20 protein-coding genes and 2 pseudogenes are annotated in these 18,074 nt (G+C 65.8%); 15 read left to right on the forward strand and 7 right to left on the reverse strand.

Annotated elements, in window-relative coordinates; translation table 11 throughout:
- Positions 1–687, reverse strand: a complete 687-nt coding sequence (locus MPSD_RS27245) for a histidine phosphatase family protein (RefSeq protein WP_015357657.1) — start codon at positions 685–687, stop codon at positions 1–3.
- Positions 684–1,631: a prephenate dehydratase gene (pheA, locus tag MPSD_RS27250; RefSeq protein WP_036450706.1), complete on the reverse strand. Its 948-nt coding sequence runs from the start codon at positions 1,629–1,631 to the stop codon at positions 684–686. The genes MPSD_RS27245 and pheA overlap by 4 nt, the downstream gene beginning before the upstream one ends.
- Before the next feature lie 98 nt (positions 1,632–1,729).
- Here pheA and MPSD_RS27255 point away from each other — a divergent pair, with 98 nt between their 5' ends.
- The 3 genes from MPSD_RS27255 (at position 1,730) to MPSD_RS27265 (ending at position 4,575) form a co-directional block, all read left to right on the forward strand.
- Positions 1,730–2,527: a DUF2470 domain-containing protein gene (locus tag MPSD_RS27255; RefSeq protein WP_015357659.1), complete on the forward strand. Its 798-nt coding sequence runs from the start codon at positions 1,730–1,732 to the stop codon at positions 2,525–2,527.
- 80 nt (positions 2,528–2,607) lie between these two features.
- Complete coding sequence (locus MPSD_RS27260) at positions 2,608–3,837, forward strand: LCP family protein (protein WP_020785534.1); 1,230 nt, start codon at positions 2,608–2,610, stop codon at positions 3,835–3,837.
- Positions 3,838–4,029: 192 nt separating this feature from the next.
- On the forward strand, positions 4,030–4,575 hold the full coding sequence (locus MPSD_RS27265; protein WP_036427077.1) for a ferritin: 546 nt from the start codon (positions 4,030–4,032) through the stop codon (positions 4,573–4,575).
- Here MPSD_RS27265 and MPSD_RS27270 read toward each other — a convergent pair.
- Entirely contained in the window at positions 4,572–5,417 is an 846-nt protein-coding gene (locus tag MPSD_RS27270) for a glycerophosphodiester phosphodiesterase (RefSeq protein WP_036427075.1), read from the reverse strand. The genes MPSD_RS27265 and MPSD_RS27270 overlap by 4 nt on opposite strands.
- Before the next feature lie 5 nt (positions 5,418–5,422).
- Positions 5,423–6,496 (reverse strand): DUF4328 domain-containing protein, encoded by a 1,074-nt coding sequence (locus MPSD_RS30630; protein WP_012396895.1) that lies wholly within the window; start codon positions 6,494–6,496, stop codon positions 5,423–5,425.
- Positions 6,497–6,962: 466 nt separating this feature from the next.
- On the opposite strand from MPSD_RS30630, the gene MPSD_RS28325 reads away from it, so the two are divergent.
- The 9 genes and pseudogenes from MPSD_RS28325 to rraA all read left to right on the forward strand — a co-directional run bounded on the left by MPSD_RS28325 (position 6,963) and on the right by rraA (position 12,651).
- A complete protein-coding gene (locus MPSD_RS28325) occupies positions 6,963–7,118 on the forward strand; it encodes a hypothetical protein (protein ID WP_012396896.1) in 156 nt (51 codons plus the stop codon).
- Positions 7,119–7,266: 148 nt separating this feature from the next.
- Positions 7,267–7,890 carry a superoxide dismutase gene (locus MPSD_RS27285; protein ID WP_011742484.1) on the forward strand — a complete coding sequence of 208 codons (624 nt, stop codon included), beginning with the start codon at positions 7,267–7,269 and terminating at the stop codon, positions 7,888–7,890.
- A gap of 216 nt (positions 7,891–8,106) precedes the next feature.
- Positions 8,107–8,640, forward strand: coding sequence for a hypothetical protein (locus tag MPSD_RS27290; RefSeq protein ID WP_020785531.1), 534 nt, complete (start codon positions 8,107–8,109; stop codon positions 8,638–8,640).
- Positions 8,641–8,893: 253 nt separating this feature from the next.
- Positions 8,894–9,563: pseudogene (locus MPSD_RS27295) on the forward strand (TMEM165/GDT1 family protein); the annotation flags it as partial.
- Positions 9,564–10,060: 497 nt separating this feature from the next.
- A complete protein-coding gene (locus MPSD_RS27300; protein ID WP_020785530.1) occupies positions 10,061–10,459 on the forward strand; it encodes a hypothetical protein in 399 nt (132 codons plus the stop codon).
- Between the two features lie 124 nt (positions 10,460–10,583).
- Positions 10,584–11,240: a DUF6474 family protein gene (locus tag MPSD_RS27305; RefSeq protein ID WP_020785529.1), complete on the forward strand. Its 657-nt coding sequence runs from the start codon at positions 10,584–10,586 to the stop codon at positions 11,238–11,240.
- A 6-nt stretch (positions 11,241–11,246) separates the two neighbouring features.
- Positions 11,247–11,564 carry a hypothetical protein gene (locus MPSD_RS27310; RefSeq protein WP_012396900.1) on the forward strand — a complete coding sequence of 106 codons (318 nt, stop codon included), beginning with the start codon at positions 11,247–11,249 and terminating at the stop codon, positions 11,562–11,564.
- 115 nt (positions 11,565–11,679) lie between these two features.
- Positions 11,680–12,150, forward strand: coding sequence for an Rv3852 family protein (locus MPSD_RS27315; protein WP_012396901.1), 471 nt, complete (start codon positions 11,680–11,682; stop codon positions 12,148–12,150).
- A 3-nt stretch (positions 12,151–12,153) separates the two neighbouring features.
- Positions 12,154–12,651 (forward strand): ribonuclease E activity regulator RraA, encoded by a 498-nt coding sequence (gene rraA, locus MPSD_RS27320; RefSeq protein ID WP_020785527.1) that lies wholly within the window; start codon positions 12,154–12,156, stop codon positions 12,649–12,651.
- A gap of 19 nt (positions 12,652–12,670) precedes the next feature.
- Here rraA and MPSD_RS27325 read toward each other — a convergent pair whose 3' ends face one another.
- Positions 12,671–14,140, reverse strand: a complete 1,470-nt coding sequence (locus MPSD_RS27325) for a flavin-containing monooxygenase (protein WP_086084836.1) — start codon at positions 14,138–14,140, stop codon at positions 12,671–12,673.
- A gap of 75 nt (positions 14,141–14,215) precedes the next feature.
- Between MPSD_RS27325 and MPSD_RS27330 the strand changes: the two genes are divergently transcribed.
- Together MPSD_RS27330 and dinB are read left to right on the forward strand one after the other, a co-directional pair.
- The gene (locus MPSD_RS27330) at positions 14,216–14,863 is read left to right on the forward strand and encodes a TetR/AcrR family transcriptional regulator (RefSeq protein ID WP_086084848.1); all 648 of its coding nucleotides are present in this window, start codon (positions 14,216–14,218) and stop codon (positions 14,861–14,863) included.
- A 31-nt stretch (positions 14,864–14,894) separates the two neighbouring features.
- Positions 14,895–16,083, forward strand: a pseudogene (gene dinB / locus MPSD_RS27335) (DNA polymerase IV).
- On the opposite strand, the gene MPSD_RS27340 reads toward dinB, so the two are convergent.
- A complete protein-coding gene (locus tag MPSD_RS27340) occupies positions 16,072–17,079 on the reverse strand; it encodes a PHP domain-containing protein (protein WP_086084835.1) in 1,008 nt (335 codons plus the stop codon). The pseudogene dinB and the gene MPSD_RS27340 overlap by 12 nt on opposite strands.
- 10 nt (positions 17,080–17,089) lie before the next feature.
- A complete protein-coding gene (locus MPSD_RS27345) occupies positions 17,090–17,521 on the reverse strand; it encodes a hypothetical protein (protein ID WP_020785521.1) in 432 nt (143 codons plus the stop codon).
- Positions 17,522–17,721: 200 nt separating this feature from the next.
- On the opposite strand from MPSD_RS27345, the gene MPSD_RS27350 reads away from it, so the two are divergent.
- A complete protein-coding gene (locus MPSD_RS27350; RefSeq protein WP_036426103.1) occupies positions 17,722–17,973 on the forward strand; it encodes a hypothetical protein in 252 nt (83 codons plus the stop codon).
- Positions 17,974–18,074: the final 101 nt, after the last annotated feature.

An 18,074-nucleotide genomic window follows, 5' to 3' on the forward strand; every position in this document is an offset into this window, starting at 1 on the left:
TCAGCCCATCGGGTCGCCGCTGGACGCCATGAGGTCGCCGGCGGCGGAGTCGACCTCGGCGCAGAAGGGCGGCGTTTTCGTTCCCCACCGGACGCAACTCCAGCGACCGTCGGTGATCGGGGTCAGCACCACCGATTCGGCGTTGTCCAGGTGGTTGTCCAAGGCGAAGTTGGCGTCCACCCCGGCGAGCACAGCACCGGCCAGCCGGATGGCCGCGCCGTGGCTGACCACGACGAGATCGCCGGTTCGGTCTTCGTCGTCCAGATAGCGCATTCGCAGGTCGTTGAGCACCGGCACATAGCGCGCCAGCACGTCGTTGGCGCTCTCACCGCCCGGCAACGGGACATCCAGCTCGCCGCAATGCCACCGCTTGTAGATGGCGTTGAATTCCGCGACGGCCTCGTCATCGCAGCGGTTTTCCAGCTCGCCGACCTGTACCTCGTGAATGCCGACCACCTCGTGGGCCGAGACGGTCAGTTCGGCGGCGATCACCTCGGCCGTCTGCGACGCCCGAGTAGCGATCGAGTGCACCAGCATGGCGGGTCGAATCAAACCGCCGCGCGCGAAGGCCTGTGCCTGCGCCCGGCCCGTCGGGGTCAACTCCGCCCCCGGCGGCAGCGTGTCCAAGCGACGCTCGACATTGCTGACCGACTGACCGTGGCGAACCAGCACCAGACGACCGCTCATAGCGGCGGCTCCGGGCTTGCTTCGGGCTTGCCTTCGCGCAGCTGCTGCAGCCAGATCGCCGCCTCGTCCGCCGGCGGCGGCTGCGCCGCATAGGTCTGACCCGTCGGCCAAGAACCCAGGTATCGCACATCAGCACAACGACGGTGCAGCGCCTTGAGTGCCTCAGCCACAGCATCGTCGGCGATGTGGCCCACACAGTCGATGAAAAACATGTACGTGCCCAGCCCGGTACGGGTGGGCCGGGACTCGATTCGGGTGAGGTCGATGCCGCGCATGCCGAACTCGGTCAGTGCATCCAGCAGGGCACCGGGCACGTTGGCGATACGCAGCACCGCCGAGGTGCGATCGGTGCCGGTGCGCGGCGGCGGCGGTCCCGGTACACCGATGAGCAAGAACCTGGTGCGGGCGTTGGACTCGTCAACGACGCCGTCGGCCAGCGACTGCAGCGCCCAGTGCGCGGCGGCCAGCGGGGAGGTCACGGCAGCGTCGACCTGCCCCTCCGCCACCTGGCGGGCCGCGTCGGCGTTGGAGTACGCCGGATGCAGCTCGACGTTGGGCAGATGAGCGGTCAGCCACTGTCTAACCTGCGCCGCTGCCACCGGGAAAGCCGCCAGGGTCCGTACGTCGGCCGCGCCGACGCCGGGCTTGACCACGATGCTGAAGGCCACGTCGAGCGTTGTCTCGGCGAACACCTGCAGCGGCGACCCGATGGCCAGGCTGTCCAGGGTGGGGGCCAGCGAGCCGTCGATCGAGTTCTCGATGGGCACGCAGGCGAATTCGGCGGCGCCGGTACGGACGGCGTCGAGCGCGGCGGGAGTGCTTTCGACCGGCAGCGGTTGCGCGCCGCCGTCGTCGTGGCCTGGGACCAGCCCGGCAGCCGCTATCTCGAGCAGCGCCGCTTGGGTGAATGTCCCTTCCGGACCGAGATATGCGATGCGCGCCACGCACACAACATTAACGGCGGCGCCCGCCCTTTCGGTGCTTGCAGCCACCACCTCAGTAAGTTAACTTAGGCTTACCTAAGAGCATGGAGGAGTTTGTGATGCTGCCGCTCACCAGCCCGGCGCCGACGACCGCCGAACGTATTCGCAGCGCATGCGCCCGGGCCGGCGGTGCCCTGCTGGCGGTGGAACGGGACGGCCCCGTCGCCACACCCATCCATCACCTGATGCCCGACGGGTCTTTTGCGGTGGCCGTTCCCATCGAGCACCCGGGTGCGGGCACCGGCGATCCCGGGCAGCCCCCGTCGCAGGCCCTCCTCGAACTAACGGACTACGCCCCACTGCCGGTGCGTGAACCCGTCCGCTCGCTGGTCTGGATACGCGGGCGCCTGCACCCCGTTCCCGCGGACATGATCGGCGCTGCGCTCGACCTGATCGCCACCAAGAACCCCAACCCAGCCTTGCTGCAAGTCCAGACACCTAGATCCGCACCGGCGCACGGCGCGGAGATCCGATACGCATTGATGCGACTGGAGATCGAGTCGGTGGTCGTCACCGACTCCACCGGCGCGGAACCGATCAGCGTCGTGGACCTACTGGCCGCGCGACCGGATCCGTTCTGCGAGATCGAGTCGAGCCTGCTGCGCCACCTGACGACCGACCATCAGGACGTGGTCGCGCGGTTGGTGTCGCGCCTGCCGGCCCCGCTGCGACGCGGTGAGGTCCGCCCGCTTGGCCTCGACCGCTACGGCGTGCGGTTTCGCATCGAAAGCAACGACGGCGACCGCGATATCCGGCTGCCATTTCATCGCCCGGTCGACGACATGCACGGGCTCAGGCAGGCCATCCGGGTGCTGCTGGGCTGCCCGTTCGGCAACGGTCTGCGCGCCCGGCGATAACCGGCCGCGGCCAACCCGTTGCGCCCCGCGCGCCGTGGCGGCCGGCTGCGTTCCGGTGTCCTGGCACGTACGTTTTCCAGGTGAACGGCGATCGACCCGCTCAGTTTCGGCGACCCCAGCCTCCGATCCCGCCGCAATCGGAACCCTCGCAGGTCATCCGGCGCGACACGCTGCCCCTGCGCCGTCCGGCCGAACCCAGCGGGGCGCCACCGCGTCAACCAACCTCAGCGCCACCTCCACCCAAACCGGCCACCGGCCCCGTCGGCCCCCGACGCCGGCGGCGCACCCCCACCCCGGCGCCGCCGCCACGTCCGGCCGCACCCAAAGCGCGCCGCAAAAAGACCAAGCGCCGCTGGGGCAAGATCGTTGCGCTGAGCCTGCTGACCGCCGTGTTGCTGGCCGGCGCCGGCATTCTCGGCGGGGCTTTGTGGCTGGACACGGCGCTGCACCGGGAACCGGTATTGCGCGACTATGCCGACCGGCCCGGCCCCGGGCGCGGCACCAACTGGCTCATCGTCGGCTCGGACAGTCGCCAGGGTCTGACCGCCGAGCAACAGCAGGAGCTGACCACCGGCGGAGATCCCGGAGACGGGCGAACCGACACCATCCTGCTGGTCCACCTGGCCGGACTCGGATCGAGCACCCCGACGGCCCTGGTATCGATCCCGCGCGATTCATATGTCCCCGTTCCCGGGTATGGCCGCGACAAGATCAACGCGGCATTCGCCATAGGCGGGGCGCCCTTGCTGGTGCAAACGGTCGAACAGGCCACCGGCCTGCGAATCGACCACTATGCCGAGATCGGATTCGGCGGATTCGCCGAACTGGTCGACGCGCTCGGCGGTGTCCGGATGTGTTTGACGGAACCGATCGGCGATCCACTGGCCGGCATCGACCTAGCGCCGGGCTGCCAGCAACTCGACGGCCGAAGCGCACTGGGCTACGTCAGGTCCCGAGCCACACCGAGAGCCGACCTGGACCGGATGATCAACCAGCGCCAGTTCATGTCCGCGTTGCTGCGCCGGGCCGAAAGCCCCGCGGTATGGCTCAATCCGTGGCGTTGGTATTCGGTGCCGCGCGCCGCAGCCGCGGCGCTCACCGTCGACCAGGGGGCCCACGTATTCGACCTTGCCCGGCTCGGGTGGGCGCTACACGGGCACCCGACGGCCCTGACGGTGCCGATCGGCGAATTCACCACCACCGACGTCGGCTCGGTCGTGGTGTGGAACCACGACGCGGCCGCCGAGATGTTCGACGCGCTGGCTTCCGACACACCGATACCGGCCGACGCTTTCGACGGGCCACCATAACAACGCAATTTCGGCGCCCCGGGTGTGTTGTAGGTCATAAAAATGCGGAAAATGCGCCCATAATTCCGGCCCGGCTAGGTTTACTTAGGCAAACCTGACCTTATTGATTTCGCGCATCGGCTTAGGAAAACCTTTCCTGAGTAAGTCATGCCTTCGTTGCAGGTGGCGTTTTACCTGCACTATTCTGGCGGTATGACCGACTACGACGGACCAAAGACGAAATTCCATGCGCTGGTGCAGGAACAAATTTTCAACGAATTCACCGCGGCCCAACAATACGTTGCCATTGCCGTTTATTTCGATAGCGAAGAATTGCCCCAATTGGCGAAGCACTTTTACGCTCAGGCGGTCGAGGAGCGCAACCACGCGATGATGCTGGTGCAGCATCTGATCGACCGCGACCTCCGTGTCGAGATTCCGGGAATCGACTCGGTACGAAATCACTTCGACAAGCCGCGCGACGCCCTGGCGTTGGCCCTCGATCAGGAGCGGGCCGTCACCGATCAGGTCAGTCGGCTGACCGCGGTGGCACGCGATGAGAGCGACTTCCTCGGCGAGCAGTTCATGCAGTGGTTCCTGCAGGAGCAGATCGAAGAGGTGGCGCTGATGGCCAGCCTGGTGCGCATTGCCGACCGGGCCGGGGCCAACCTGTTCGAGCTCGAGAACTTCGTTGCGCGTGAGGTCGGCCGGGCTCCGTCGGGCGCAGCCGCTCCGCGTGCCGCCGGAGGCAACCTCTAGGCCTCCGGCGGGGCGGCGGGACCGCTACTCACGCCCGGCCGGCCATGCTGCAACCAGGCCTTGGCGCGGCCGGGGTGGTCGGTGGCCATCCACGCCACGCCGACGTCCCGGCAGAAATCGATGTCTTCGTACTCGTCGACACCCCAGCAGTACACCGCTCGCCCCTGGGCGGCGGCGCGATCGACGAGTTGTGGATATTCCCGCAACACCGCCAGCGACGGTCCCACGGCGGTCGCTCCGACAGCCGAGGCGGCACCGCTGGCCAGATAGCGAGCCGTTTTGCCGAGCAGCACCGTTGGCAGCAGCGGTGCTGCTCGGCGAATCCGCCACACCGCGGCCGCCGAAAACGACATCACGACGGCGCGGGACCGGTCTGCGGACGCAGGTTGGGCAATGCCGAAGCGCTGCAGCAGCGCCAGCACCTTGCTTTCGACCAGCGACCCGTACCGCACCGGATGCTTGGTCTCGATGAAGACCTTCACCGGCCGTTTCCAATCCAGCACCAGCGAGATCAGCGCGTCCAGGGTCAGCAGGCTGGTATCTCCGTGGGCACCGTCCGGCCGCCAGCTGTCATGCCAGGCGCCGTACTCCAACTCACGCAGCTGATCCAGCGTCATCGTGCTGACCAACCCGGCCCCGGTCGAAGTCCGATCCAACCGGCGATCGTGCACGCAAACCAGATGACCGTCACGGGTGAGCCGGACGTCGCACTCCACACCGTCGGCCCCCTGCTTGAGCGCCAGGTCGTAGGCGGCGAGCGTATGTTCCGGCCGGGCGCCCGACGCCCCGCGGTGGGCCACCACGAAAGGATGCCCGGCGATCACCTCGTCGGCCCAGGTCATACCCATTATGCTGCCGGTTCCTGCCCCTCCAGCTCAACCGCATCAGCATCAGGGGCCGCATCGACCCGATCGTCTTCATCCGTGGCGGACCGGCCGGGTTGATCATCCTGACCCATCACCAGCCAGCGGTGCGCGGGCCGTTGCACCGGCTTGCGCTCGAATCCCTCGAAAACGCGAGAAACGGTGCCCACGGCGGCTGCCGCCAGTGCATACGCGACGACCACCATGACGGTGTTGTTCGCGATGCCCTGAGCGTCGCTGGAAAAGCTGGTGGCGATGGCGAACAGCGACGTGGCGGTGCTGACCACCCATGCGATCCACCACACCAGGATGGGTTTCTTCAACCGTTGATAGGTGTCCTCGACCACCGCGAGTTCGATGAGATACACCGGCGCCCACAGCAGGTTTGCCAGCGGCGTCAGGCAACCAGCCCACAACTGCAGGGTGGAGCGGTGCTCGGGTAGGCCGTAGTAGGCGAAGGCGGCGGCCCGGCGCGCGACAAGCCACTTGATCAGTACGACGAAGCAGACGCCCATCGCGGCGAGCGCGGCGAAACTGACCGCCACTCCCACCCAGACCGCGATGCCGGCCAGCACGGAATTCAGCAGAATGTCGCGGTTGATGATCAGCAACACGTATCGCACCGCGTAGACGAATGCGGCGGCACCGAGAACCAGCATGGTGGCGAACAACAGGGTGCGTACGGTCGCGGCCGCCGGTCCCGTCTTGGTCGCTACCGGCACGGGCGAAGGGCCGGGCTGCGCGACGCGGTCGCCCAGTCCCCAGCGCGGCATCACCGTGTACCGGGGGGTGGGCCCGTACGCGCGTCGCCGGGGCCGGTGCGGTGGCGCAGCGCCCGGACGCACCGCTATCCAGCGAAAACCTGGTGGTAGCCGGGGCGCCGCCCGCCGCGCGGTAGACGCCACCCGTTGCGGGCCGACCGAGGTTCGCGACTGCGGGTCGGCGGCCGCAGCCCCGGTCAGCGGCGCCATCAGCGCTCCCCGACAACGGGGACACCACACGCGCTGTCGCTCGCGTACGTTCCACCGAGTGCCGCACTGGGAGCACACCTGTATCACCGGACCAGCGTAATGCGAGTCGGCACTCGTGGGCATACGGGCCGCGCGACCTCCGACTCAGCTACTTGTGGGTATCCACAGTTTCCACAGGTTTATCCACAACATGGGTTGGGTGGGTTTTGGTTATCAACACAGCGTCTGTCGGTCGAGATCGGCCGTCGCTGTGGATAACCCCCGCCACCAACACCCGCCGATCGACAGCCCTGGCCGGGCCCGAGCGAAATGCATTGCCGCGCTAAGCACTTGTACCCAGTTGGACGACTCGACAAACGTGACCGACCACGGCCCACCGAACAGCGTCCGCCGGCGGCCCACATCGCCGCATTGGCGCTCTCACCTGGTGCGGTTGCCGACCCGCCCAGGCAAGAATTTTTCAAGCCGGGCACCAGGGGTTATGATCGCGGACGCCAGGTTCAGTGTGAGTCACCTCACTGTTGGAGGTGACCGTGCAGGTGAAAGGCGCTCGATGGCGACACATTCCTACGGCCCCGGGTCGACTCCCTCACCGAAGTCGCACTCCGGATCGCCCACCTGGAATCACGCCTACGTCATAGCCGCCCTGCGTGCGGGCCTGATTGCGCTGGCATTACTGGGAGTTCTCGCCCTCATCGTCTTGTATTAGATCCCCGACCAACCGGGTACCCGGCAGTATCAGCCCGGTGGGGCGTCCTTGCGGCGCGAGCGCTCATGAAGCAGGGTTAACTACTGCAGCCCGCTGCGTGGCGGTCCCCACGCGAATGACTTATCGGACGATCGAAGGAAGGAATGCCGTGGCTGAATACACCTTGCCCGATTTGGACTGGGACTACGGAGCCCTGGAACCCCACATCTCAGGTCAGATCAACGAGCTTCACCACAGTAAGCACCACGCCACCTACGTCAAGGGTGCCAATGACGCCGTCACCAAACTCGAGGAAGCGCGCGCTAAGGAAGACCACTCGACGATCCTGCTGAACGAGAAGAACCTCGCTTTCAACCTCGCCGGCCACGTCAACCACACCATCTGGTGGAAGAACCTCTCCCCCAACGGTGGCGACAAGCCCACCGGTGAACTCGCCGCGGCCATCGATGAGGCGTTCGGGTCGTTCGACAAGTTTCGGGCCCAGTTCCACGCCGCCGCGACCACCGTGCAGGGGTCGGGTTGGGCAGCGCTGGGCTGGGACACCCTCGGCAACAAGCTGCTGATCTTCCAGGTCTACGACCACCAGACCAACTTCCCGCTGGGCATTGTCCCGCTGCTGCTGCTCGACATGTGGGAGCACGCGTTCTACCTGCAGTACAAGAATGTGAAGGTCGACTTCGCCAAGGCCTTCTGGAATGTCGTCAACTGGGCCGACGTACAGTCGCGCTACGACGCCGCCACCTCGAAAACTCAAGGATTAATCTTCGGCTGACTCGAATACCCGAAGGCTTGGGCGCCGCGCACACCATTGCGCGGCGCCCTTGCGTTTTAACCGGGCCTTAATATTTCGCGCTTACGAACACCGCCGGACACCCGCCGTGTCGAGTTGCACGGCGCCAAAACCCCGCGCATGCTTGATCATTCGAGCTACCATTTATTCGAGCTACCAGCGTGGTTATTTCGGATGGAGGCGTCAACGGAGGGCGAGATGGATGCTGGGTCAGATGGGCCTATCGGTGTTGCACCCTTTCATTCTCGTGGTTCGCTGAAAGGGTTTGTCATCTCCGGGCGTTGGCCTGATTCAACGAAAGAATGGGCTCAACTGTTGATGGTCGCCGTGCGCGTCGCATCTTTGCCCGGGTTGCTTTCGACCACCACGGTATTCGGGGCGCGCGAGGAATTGCCCGATGAGCCCGAGCCCGGCACCGTCGGACTGGTGCTGGCCGAGGGCACGGTGTTCGGCGAATCCGCGATCCAGCCGGGATACTTCGCCGATCATCAACCCCCTGCATTGCTCATGTTGCATCCGCCGTCGGAAACGACGCCGTCGCTGCCGGAGTGCACCGGCGCCGCCTCGGGCTGTGTGCTACTACCGGGGTTGCCGTATCTGGGATTGGAACATCGGGCGGCGTGGGTGGAGGCCGAAGCCGACAGAACCATCACCTCGATGGTCAGCCGCGTCGGCGTTGACCCCATCAGTCATCCCGACACCGCAATTCTGGCGATGCTGCTTGCCGCATAAGGAGATTCGAACCAATAAGTTCGCGCGCCGAATCGACGGATACGGCCGCCCGAACTTCATCGCCACGGTGGCGCGCATCGAATCCGGCCGCTAGCCTGGGAAACTGTTAGCGAAGGGGAGTAGCCCCGAATCGTTGGGTCGACATACTGGCGCACAGCCCGGCCCGCGAACCGTCACACCGGACGGTGGGCGAGACCTTCGACCGATGTTCGATGACCGGACGGTCATCGGCACGTGTCGAGAGGTCGCCCGCATGCTTTCCGCCACAATGCTGAGTCTCGGAGTGGTTTTCCTTGCCGAGCTGGGCGACAGATCGCAGCTGATCACGATGACCTACGCGTTGCGGTACCGCTGGTGGGTGGTGCTGACCGGGGTAGCGATCGCATCCGTCACCGTGCATGGTGTCTCGGTGGCGGTCGGCCACTTCCTGGGCACCACGGTGCCGGCCCGGCCGATGGCGTTTGTGGGAGCGATCGCCTTCCTGATATTCGCGGGCTGGGCCTGGCGCGAAGGCCGCGAAGACCCGGCCGGCGCCGACGAGGTCGCGCATCTGCCCAACCCCCGATTCGCGCTGCTCACCGTGGTGTCGTCGTTTGTCCTGGCCGAGCTCAGCGACAAGACAACCCTGGCCACGGTCACCTTGGCCAGCGATCACAACTGGGCCGGCGTATGGATCGGCACCACCTTGGGCATGATCGTGGCCGACGGCCTGGCAATAGGTGTCGGACTACTGCTGCATCACCGGCTGCCCGAACAGCTGCTGCATCTGCTGGCCAGCCTGCTGTTCCTGCTTTTCGGCTTGTGGATGCTGTTCGAGGGGGCGCTGGGATGGCGCTCGGTCGCCATCGGTGTGACCGCGGCGGTGGCGCTGGCCGCCGCTGCCGGAGCCACGGCGCAAACTCTCCGGCGGCGTCGCAGCGCCTCCGCACTCGGCACGAATTCACCCTCGGGCCGGTAGCCGGCACCAACCGGCATCGGCCGGGCTCCGGCCATCTCGACCACCGCCCCCGACATCGTCGCACCGGTCCCCCGCCCGCCCCGGTTTCGCGCTGCCACCCGCCGAGGCTTCATAGACAGCAAAGCGCCCAATCCGACGTCCGCCGTTGGCGTCTGGTTGCCCAGAATCGAGCGCGTTCCGCCGACGGGCAGCACCTTTGTTCCTTGCCAGCGCCGGTGCTCGTGGGCTTTCGATGCCATCCGAAGGCCGTATTCTGCGGATAACCTGTGAAATTCGTTCATCTTATGGACACCCCACCGAATCGGTTGGACGCTCGTCGGAGGCGGCTTGGGCACCTGTCCGACGCACCGGCACCCAATCGCCTCAGGTTTGCACTTGGTTGTTGACATAACTGTCGCTACCATGATCAGCAAATACATATAGATAAGCGTTCAATTTTGCAGCCCGGTGGAGGTCATATCGATGAGCACGACGTTCGCTGCCCGCCTGAACCGTCTGTTTGACACGGTGTACCCGCCCGGGCGGGGGCCGCATACCTCCGCCGAGGTGATTGCGGCGCTCAAGGCGGAGGGCATCACGATGTCGGCTCCTTATCTATCGCAGCTACGCTCCGGCAACCGCACAAACCCTTCCACCGCGACCATGGCCGCCCTCGCCAACTTCTTTCGCATCAAGTCGGCCTATTTCACCGATGACGAGTACTACGAAAACCTCAATCAGGAACTGCAGTGGCTGGCCACGATGCGTGACGACGGCGTGCGCCGCATCGCCGTTCGTTCCCAAGGGTTGTCCACCCAAGCGCAGCAGGAGATCGTGGAGCGAATCGAAGAACTCCGCCGGACGGAACGCCTCGACGCTTAACGCGATTACCGCAGGGCCGGTCCCCCGACCTGAGGGATTGCCGACGCCCCTCCCGGATTAGGGTTGGGCCCAGCGAGCGCGCACGCACCGCGATAGTCCACGAGATACCGGGAGGCGGCCGGGAATGGGCCTGTTCCGCAAGCGAAAGAGCCGCGCGACGCGTCGCGCCGAAGCCCGCGCGATCAAGGCCCGCGCCAAGCTGGAAGCCAAACTGTCCGCCAAGAATGAGGCGCGCCGCATCAAGTCCGCGCAGAAGGCGACCGACAAGGCGCTCAAGGCGCAGCTCAAGGCGCAGCGCGACAGCGACCGGGCGGCATTGAAGGTCGCCGAGACCCAACTCAAGGCGGCCCGCGAGGGCAAGTTCCTCTCGCCCGCTCGAATCCGCCGGACACTGACGGTGTCTCGATTACTCGCCCCGATCCTTGCGCCGGTGATGTATCGCGCGGCCATCGCGGCCCGCGGACTGCTGGATCAACGGCGGGCAGACCAGCTCGGGGTGCCGCTGGCTCAGATCGGACAGTTCTCGGGCCACGGCGCACAGCTGTCCGCCCGGGTGTCCGGTTGTGAGCGGTCGCTGCGGATTGTGCAGGAAAAGAAGCCGAAGGACGCGGAGACCAAGCAGTTCGTCTCGGCCATCAGCGAGCGGCTCTGCGAACTCTCGGCCGCTATCACAGCAGCCAAGAACATGCCGGCCCAGCGGCGTCGAGCCGCGCATTCCGCGATCTCCTCGCAACTCGACGGCATCGAGGCGGACCTGATGGCGCGTCTAGGGCTAGCCTGAGTCAGCATGCCGGTCCTGCGCAGTTGGGTTTCGAGCAGCCGTGTTCAGTCACGAGCCAGATATTCGCGTGGTGTGGTTGCGCAGGTGCTCGGGAAGTTGCGGTTCGCGCCGTTATTGGTCGCCATCACGATTGTCGTCGCGCTGCCGGTTCCGGCGGCATCCGCGCAGGCTGGAGGCATGGCGGCGCACGAATCGGTGACCGTCGGCGCCAGTGGTGATGGCGGTGGCGATTCGGGCGAGGACCTGCCCGCCTGGCCGTTCGCGGTGGGAGTGGTCGCTGCGGTAGGCGCGGCAGCGCTGTGGGCTACGCGGCGCCGGCCGTAGCGGCTTGGGCCGGCGACCTGGTAGGCGAGGCAGACGACGAACCGTGTCCTGGCATGATGGACCCGAGTGTTTCGCGATCTAGTGAGCAATGAGGAAGCTGCAAAGGAGCGGCCGCATGGCAGACCCGCAGGATCGACCCGACGGCGAACCCGACGCGACACCGGGACAGCCGGCCAAGAAGCCGCCCGCCGACAAGGCTGCGAAGACACCGGCCAAGAAGACACCTGCGAAGAAGACGCCGGCCAAGAAGGCCCCGGCGCAGAAGGCGCCAGCCAAGAAGGCCCCCGCCAAAAAGGCACCGGCCAAAAAGGCCCCGGCGACCAAGCCGCCCGCACAAAGCCCCGAACCGGCCCCGCAACCGACCGCGCTGGCCAACGTTTCACAGCAACAACCGAGCGCCAACGGCCAACTCGCCGAAGCCGCTAAAGATGCGGCCGCACAGGCTAAGTCGACGGTAGACCGCGCCAACAACCCACTTCCCCGGGTCGCCGATGAGCAGCCAAGCCACTCCACCGTTCCGCTGGTCGTCGCAATCGCATTGAGCCTGTTGGCGATGCTGCTGATCCGCCAGCTGCGCCGGCGCTGATCGATGGGAAACGTGGCGTTTCGGCCAACGGCCGATCTCGTTGACGACATCGGGCCCGATGTGCGCAGCTGTGATCTTCAATTCCGCCAGTTCGGTGGCCGCGCCGAGTTCGCCGGACCGATCAGCACCGTGCGGTGTTTTCAGGACAACGCGCTGCTGAAATCGGTGCTCTCGCAGCCGGGTGAGGGCGGGGTGCTGGTGATCGACGGTGCCGGTTCCCTGCATACCGCCCTGGTCGGTGATGTCATCGCCGAACTGGCGCGCTCCAACGGCTGGGCGGGGCTGGTGGTGCACGGCGCGGTCCGCGATTCGGCCGCACTGCGTGGCATTGACATTGGCATCAAGGCACTGGGCACCAATCCGCGCAAGAGCGCCAAGACCGGGTCGGGTGAACTCGACGCCGAAATCACGCTGGGCGGTGTCACGTTCGTGCCGGGCGAGATCGCCTACAGCGACGACGACGGCATCGTGGTGGTCGCCGCCGTCGCAACCGAATCCTGAATCGCGGCTAAGCCGGCGACTAAACCGGCACTGCGACCGGCTTTTTGGCGAATCGCAAACCCTCGTCGTCGATCTTGCCGCGGCGAATCAGATGAATATCGCGCAGATAGTTCTGGTTGAGTCGCCACGGCTTGCGTGAACCCTGCTTGGGAAGTTCGTCGATCACGCGCAGCACATAGCCCGGAGTGAACTCCATGAATGGACATTCCTGCACATCCGAATCCGGGCGCTCGACGACGACGGACTCATAGTCATTGGCGTCCATGGAGTTGAGCAGACGGCAAACGAACTCCGACACCAGATCCGCCTTCAGTGTCCACGACGCGTTGGTGTAGCCAACGGTGTAGGCCATGTTGGGCAGGCCGGAAAGCATCATGCCCTTGTAGGCCATCGCCTTGGTGAGATCCACCGACTCTCCGTCCACGGTGACCGCCGCCCCGCCGAAGAGCTGCAGGTTCAAACCCGTTGCGGTGACGATGATGTCGGCCGGCAGCTGCTGGCCCGAGTTGAGCCGGATGCCGGTCGGCGTGAACCGGTCGATCGTGTCGGTGACCACATCGACCTGTCCGTGGCGAATGGCCCGGAACAAGTCGCCGTTGGGCACGAGGCATAGCCGCTGATCCCATGGGTTGTAGTGCGGGCCGAAATGCTTTCGCACGTCATAGCCTTCGGGCAACTGACGCTGGGCCAGTCCCATGAAGTTCTTCCGCATTCGCCGCGGCCACTTGCGGCAGGCTCCGTATACGGCGGCCTGGCGCAGCACGTTCTTCCACCGCACCATGGCGTAGGCCATGTTCTCGGGAAGCCAGCGGTTGAGGCGCTCAGCGATGCTGTCCCGTTCTGGCTGGGAGACTATGTAGGTCGGCGAGCGCTGCAGCATCGTGACGTGCTTTGCCCCCGAGTTCGCCAGCGCCGGGACCAGAGTGACCGCGGAGGCACCGCTGCCGATCACGACGACGTTCTTGCCGTCATAGTCGAGGTCTTCGGGCCAGTGCTGCGGATGGATGATCGAGCCGGCGAAGTCCTGCGCGCCGGCGAAGTTCGGGGTGTAGCCCTGGTCGTAGTTGTAGTAGCCGCTGCAGAGAAACAGGAACGAACAGGTGACGGCGCTCATGGCACCGTTGCTCTCGATCTGCAGCGTCCAGCGGTTCTGCGCGTTCGACCAGTCCGCGCTGATGACTTTCTGGTTGAGCCGGATGTGCTTGTCGATGCCGTACATGGCCGCCGTGCCTTTGACGTATTCGAGGATCGGCTTGCCGTCGGCGATGGCCTGGCGCTCGGTCCACGGACGAAAGCGGAAGCCCAGCGTGTGCATATCGGAGTCGGATCGGATGCCGGGGTAGCGGAACAGATCCCAGGTGCCACCCATGGCGGCGCGCTTCTCCAGGATCGCGTAGGACCTGGTCGGACAGCGGTCTTGAAGATGCCAGGCTGCACTCACGCCGGAGATACCCGCCCCCACGATCACGACGTCAAGATGCTCAGTCATGGCGCCACGCTATCAACGCTGTGTTGAGTCCGTCAACGGAGTGTCGAAACTCTCGACGCGCGGTAAGCTGCCGTGGTGTCTACTTCCACTGCCAGTCAGGCATCGGTGAGCCGGGGCCGCCGTAGCGCGCGACCATCCGGTGATGAGCGGGAGCTGGCGATCCTCAACACGGCCGAGAAGCTGCTCGAGGACCGTCCGATGGTCGACATCTCGGTCGACGACCTGGCCAAGGGAGCCGGCATCTCCCGCCCCACCTTCTACTTCTATTTCCCGTCCAAGGAAGCAGTGTTGCTGACCTTGCTGGACCGGGTGGTCAATGAGGCCGACGCGGCGCTGGACAACCTCGCCCAGGCACCCGACGTCGACCACGTGACGATGTGGCGCAACGGAATCAACGTGTTCTTCGAGACCTTCGGATCGCACCGAGCGGTCGTGCAGGGCGGTCAGGGCGTCCGAAGTATCAGCACCGAAGTCCGGGAGCTGTGGTCGACATTCATGCAGAAGTGGATCGCCTATACCGCCAAGATCATCGAAGCCGAGCGCGAACGGGGCGCCGCGCCGGTGACGCTGCCCGCCCTGGAACTGGCCACCGCACTCAACCTGATGAACGAGCGGACTTTGTCGGCGTCGTTCCTGGCTGAGGAGCCGTCCGTGCCGGAGACACATGTGGTCGACACCCTGGTGCACGTCTGGGTCAGCAGCATCTACGGCGCGGCTCGCTAACCAGGAACTTGTCGGTCCGCGGTGCGAACATATGTTCGTGCACGGCGATGCCTCCATCCTGCACGCGGACCTGGATTCGTTCTACGCGTCCGTCGAGCAGCGTGACGACCCCTCGTTGCGGGGTCGGCCGGTGATCGTCGGCGGCGGTGTCGTGCTGGCGGCGAGCTATGAGGCCAAGGCATACGGGGTCCGCACCGCGATGGACGGAGCTCAGGCGCGGCGGCTGTGCCCGCAGGCCGTGGTGGTGCCGCCGCGTATGCGCGCCTACATGCGGGCCAGTGATGCCGTGTTCGAGGTGTTCCGCGACTGCACTCCACTGGTGGAGCCGCTTTCGGTGGATGAGGCGTTTCTCGATGTGGCCGGCTTGCGCCGGGTCTCGGGCACACCGGTGCAGATCGCGGCGCGGCTGCGGGAAGACGTACGCGGGCGGGTCGGGCTGCCCATCACCGTCAGCGTGGCGCGGACGAAGTTTCTGGCCAAAGTCGCCAGCCAAGAGGCCAAGCCGGACGGCTTGCTGCTGGTGCCGCCGGAAGATGAGCTGGCATTCCTGCATCCCCTGCCGGTGCGCCGGCTCTGGGGAGTGGGCCGCGAAACTGCAGTCGCACGGCCTGTGCACCGTCGCCGACGTCGCCGAGCTCAGCGAATCGGCACTGAGCTCGATGCTGGGTGCGGCGATGGGGCGCCAGCTGTATGCCCTGTCCCGCAACATCGATCGGCGCCGGGTGAGCACCGGTGTGCGACGGCGTTCGGTGGGCGCCCAGCGCGCACTGGGGCGAGCGGGCAACGCCCTGTCGCCGGCGGAGTTGGACGCGGTGGTGGTCACGTTGATCGACAGAATCACGGGCCGGATGAGAGCGGCCGGCCGCACCGGCCGAACCGTGGTGCTGCGGCTACGATTCGACGATTTCAGCCGGGCGACCCGGTCCCACACGTTGCCGTGGGCAACGTCGTCTACCCAGCCGATCCTCGCCGCGGCGCGCCAACTGGTGCGCTCGGCCGCGCCGGCTATCGCGCAGCGGGGATTGACGCTGGTCGGCTTCGCCGTGTCCAGCATCGACCCCGGCGGTGCCCAGCAACTGATGCTGCCGTTCGGCGGCGAACCCGTGGCCATTGACGCGGCTGTGGACCGGATTCGGCGTCGATACGGCAACTCCGCGCTCACCCGCGCGGTGCTGGTGGGCCGGGCCCCGGACCAGGAGGTGCCCCGTCTACCGGACTGAAGCCCAGTCGAGGAGTCTGTCGACCGGCCAGGTATTGATGATGCGATCGGCCGCAACTCCCGCGTCGAGCGCGCGCTGAGCGCCGTAGCCGAGGAAGTCCAGCTGGCCGGGTGCGTGTGCGTCGGTGTCGATGCTGAAGACACAGCCGATGTCGCGGGCCAGGTTCAGTAGCCGGGTCGGCGGATCGCGCCGCTCCGGACGCGAGTTGATCTCCACCGCGGTGCCGTGGTCACGGCAGGCGGTGAACACCGCTTCGGCGTCGAATTTGGATTCGGGCCGGATGCCACGGTTGCCCGTCACCAACCGGCCCGTGCAGTGGCCGAGCACATCGGCATGACCGTTGGAAACGGCCCGCACCATCCGCCGAGTCATCGCCGCCGACTCCATCGAGAGCTTCGAGTGCACGCTGTCCACCACGATGTCGAGACGGTCGAGCAGCTCCGGTTCCTGGTCGAGGCTGCCATCCTCGAGAATGTCGACCTCGATTCCGGTGAGGATGCGCATCGGGGCGAACTTCTCGCGCAATTCGTCAATGACATCGAGCTGCCTGCGCAATCGCTCTGCCGACAGCCCGTTGGCGATCGTCAGCCGCGGCGAGTGGTCGGTTAGCGCGCAATACTCATGCCCCAACGCCGCCGCGGTGTCCATCATCTCCTCGATCGGCGCCGAGCCGTCCGACCACTCCGAGTGCAGGTGCAGATCCCCACGCAGCGCGCCGCGAATCTCACCGCCGCCCAGATCTTGCGCCGCAGACCGCAGTTCGACCAGCAGATCGGGCTCCTGACCGGACCACGCTTGGCTGATGACCTTTGCGGTCTTGGGACCGATACCCGGCAGCGATTGCCAGCTGTTGGCCCGACCATGCCGCTGGCGCGCATCCTCGTCCAGTCTTTCGATGATGTCGGCGGCGTTGCGATAGGCCATGACCCGTCCGGGGTCCTGACGGCTTCGGTCCTTGTAGTAGGCGATCTGCCGAAGTGCGGCTACCGGATCCATGCCTTGTCGCTCACCTCAGCTGACCGACGATGAACCCCACGAAGACCACCGTGAAGCCCCCAATCTCCCCCAGCATTAGCGAGACCATGAACACGCCGGTCCCCGGCACAGCAGGATCGAACTGATTCTCGGTGTCACGACGCGCGCCGTGGAAGATGTATGTCGCGATCGCAGCGACGAAAAAGAACACCATGACCATCGCCGCCGTGAGATTGAGCCACGCTGGCCAGACGCTCAGCTCGACGAAGACGGCAACCAGCAGCGTTGCGAACGCGTAGAGCAGCGCGGCCCGATGCGCGATATCGACGTAAACGTGGGCCCGGTGCCCATCGCTGACCATGACCTGCCGGTACTTCCACACTCCGAGCGCCAGGGCCAGCAGAAAGATGGCTCCCGCCGCCACCAGCGTGATGGCGGTGTCGACCCCGAGGATGTGGCTCATCGTTGTATGGAGTCTAGTTGCGCCCCGGGCTTCATGGCGTTCTCCGACGTCACGCCATCGGGCACCGCGGTGGTTATGGATTCTGCATGTGTGTCACCCATTTGCTTGAACCGTCGATCACCCGGCAAATACCGTCGAATACAGCTGCGTGACGAGTTAGTCGTCCGTGAAATACCGACAATTCTGAAGGAGAGGCCGTCATGTCGATCGCGAAGCACGAACGGCCAAACGTGGGATTCCCCATTCTGAAGCGCCCCGCGATGAGAATGGTGTTGGTTGGCGCTGCCGTCATTATCGGCTGCCTGGTTGGGGCGACACCGGCCGGCGCCAGTCCCGGTGAAGTCATCGAAGAGCCCAACCCCTTCGGCGGCTTCAGCTGCAATTGTGGGCCGGCCGAGAGCCCGATCATGCCCGAGGAGATAACCCGCGGGCTACGGGCAGGCCTCACCTAAACCGCCGGGAGCCGCACGGCCTGCGCGCCGGTCGTCTGCTGCGCGTTAGCGGCCAAATCCAGATGATCTGCTAGCTTGGGTCACGTCGGTCACCGGGGTCC

Source organism: Mycobacterium pseudoshottsii JCM 15466 (genome assembly GCF_003584745.1).
Classification (GTDB): domain Bacteria; phylum Actinomycetota; class Actinomycetes; order Mycobacteriales; family Mycobacteriaceae; genus Mycobacterium; species Mycobacterium marinum.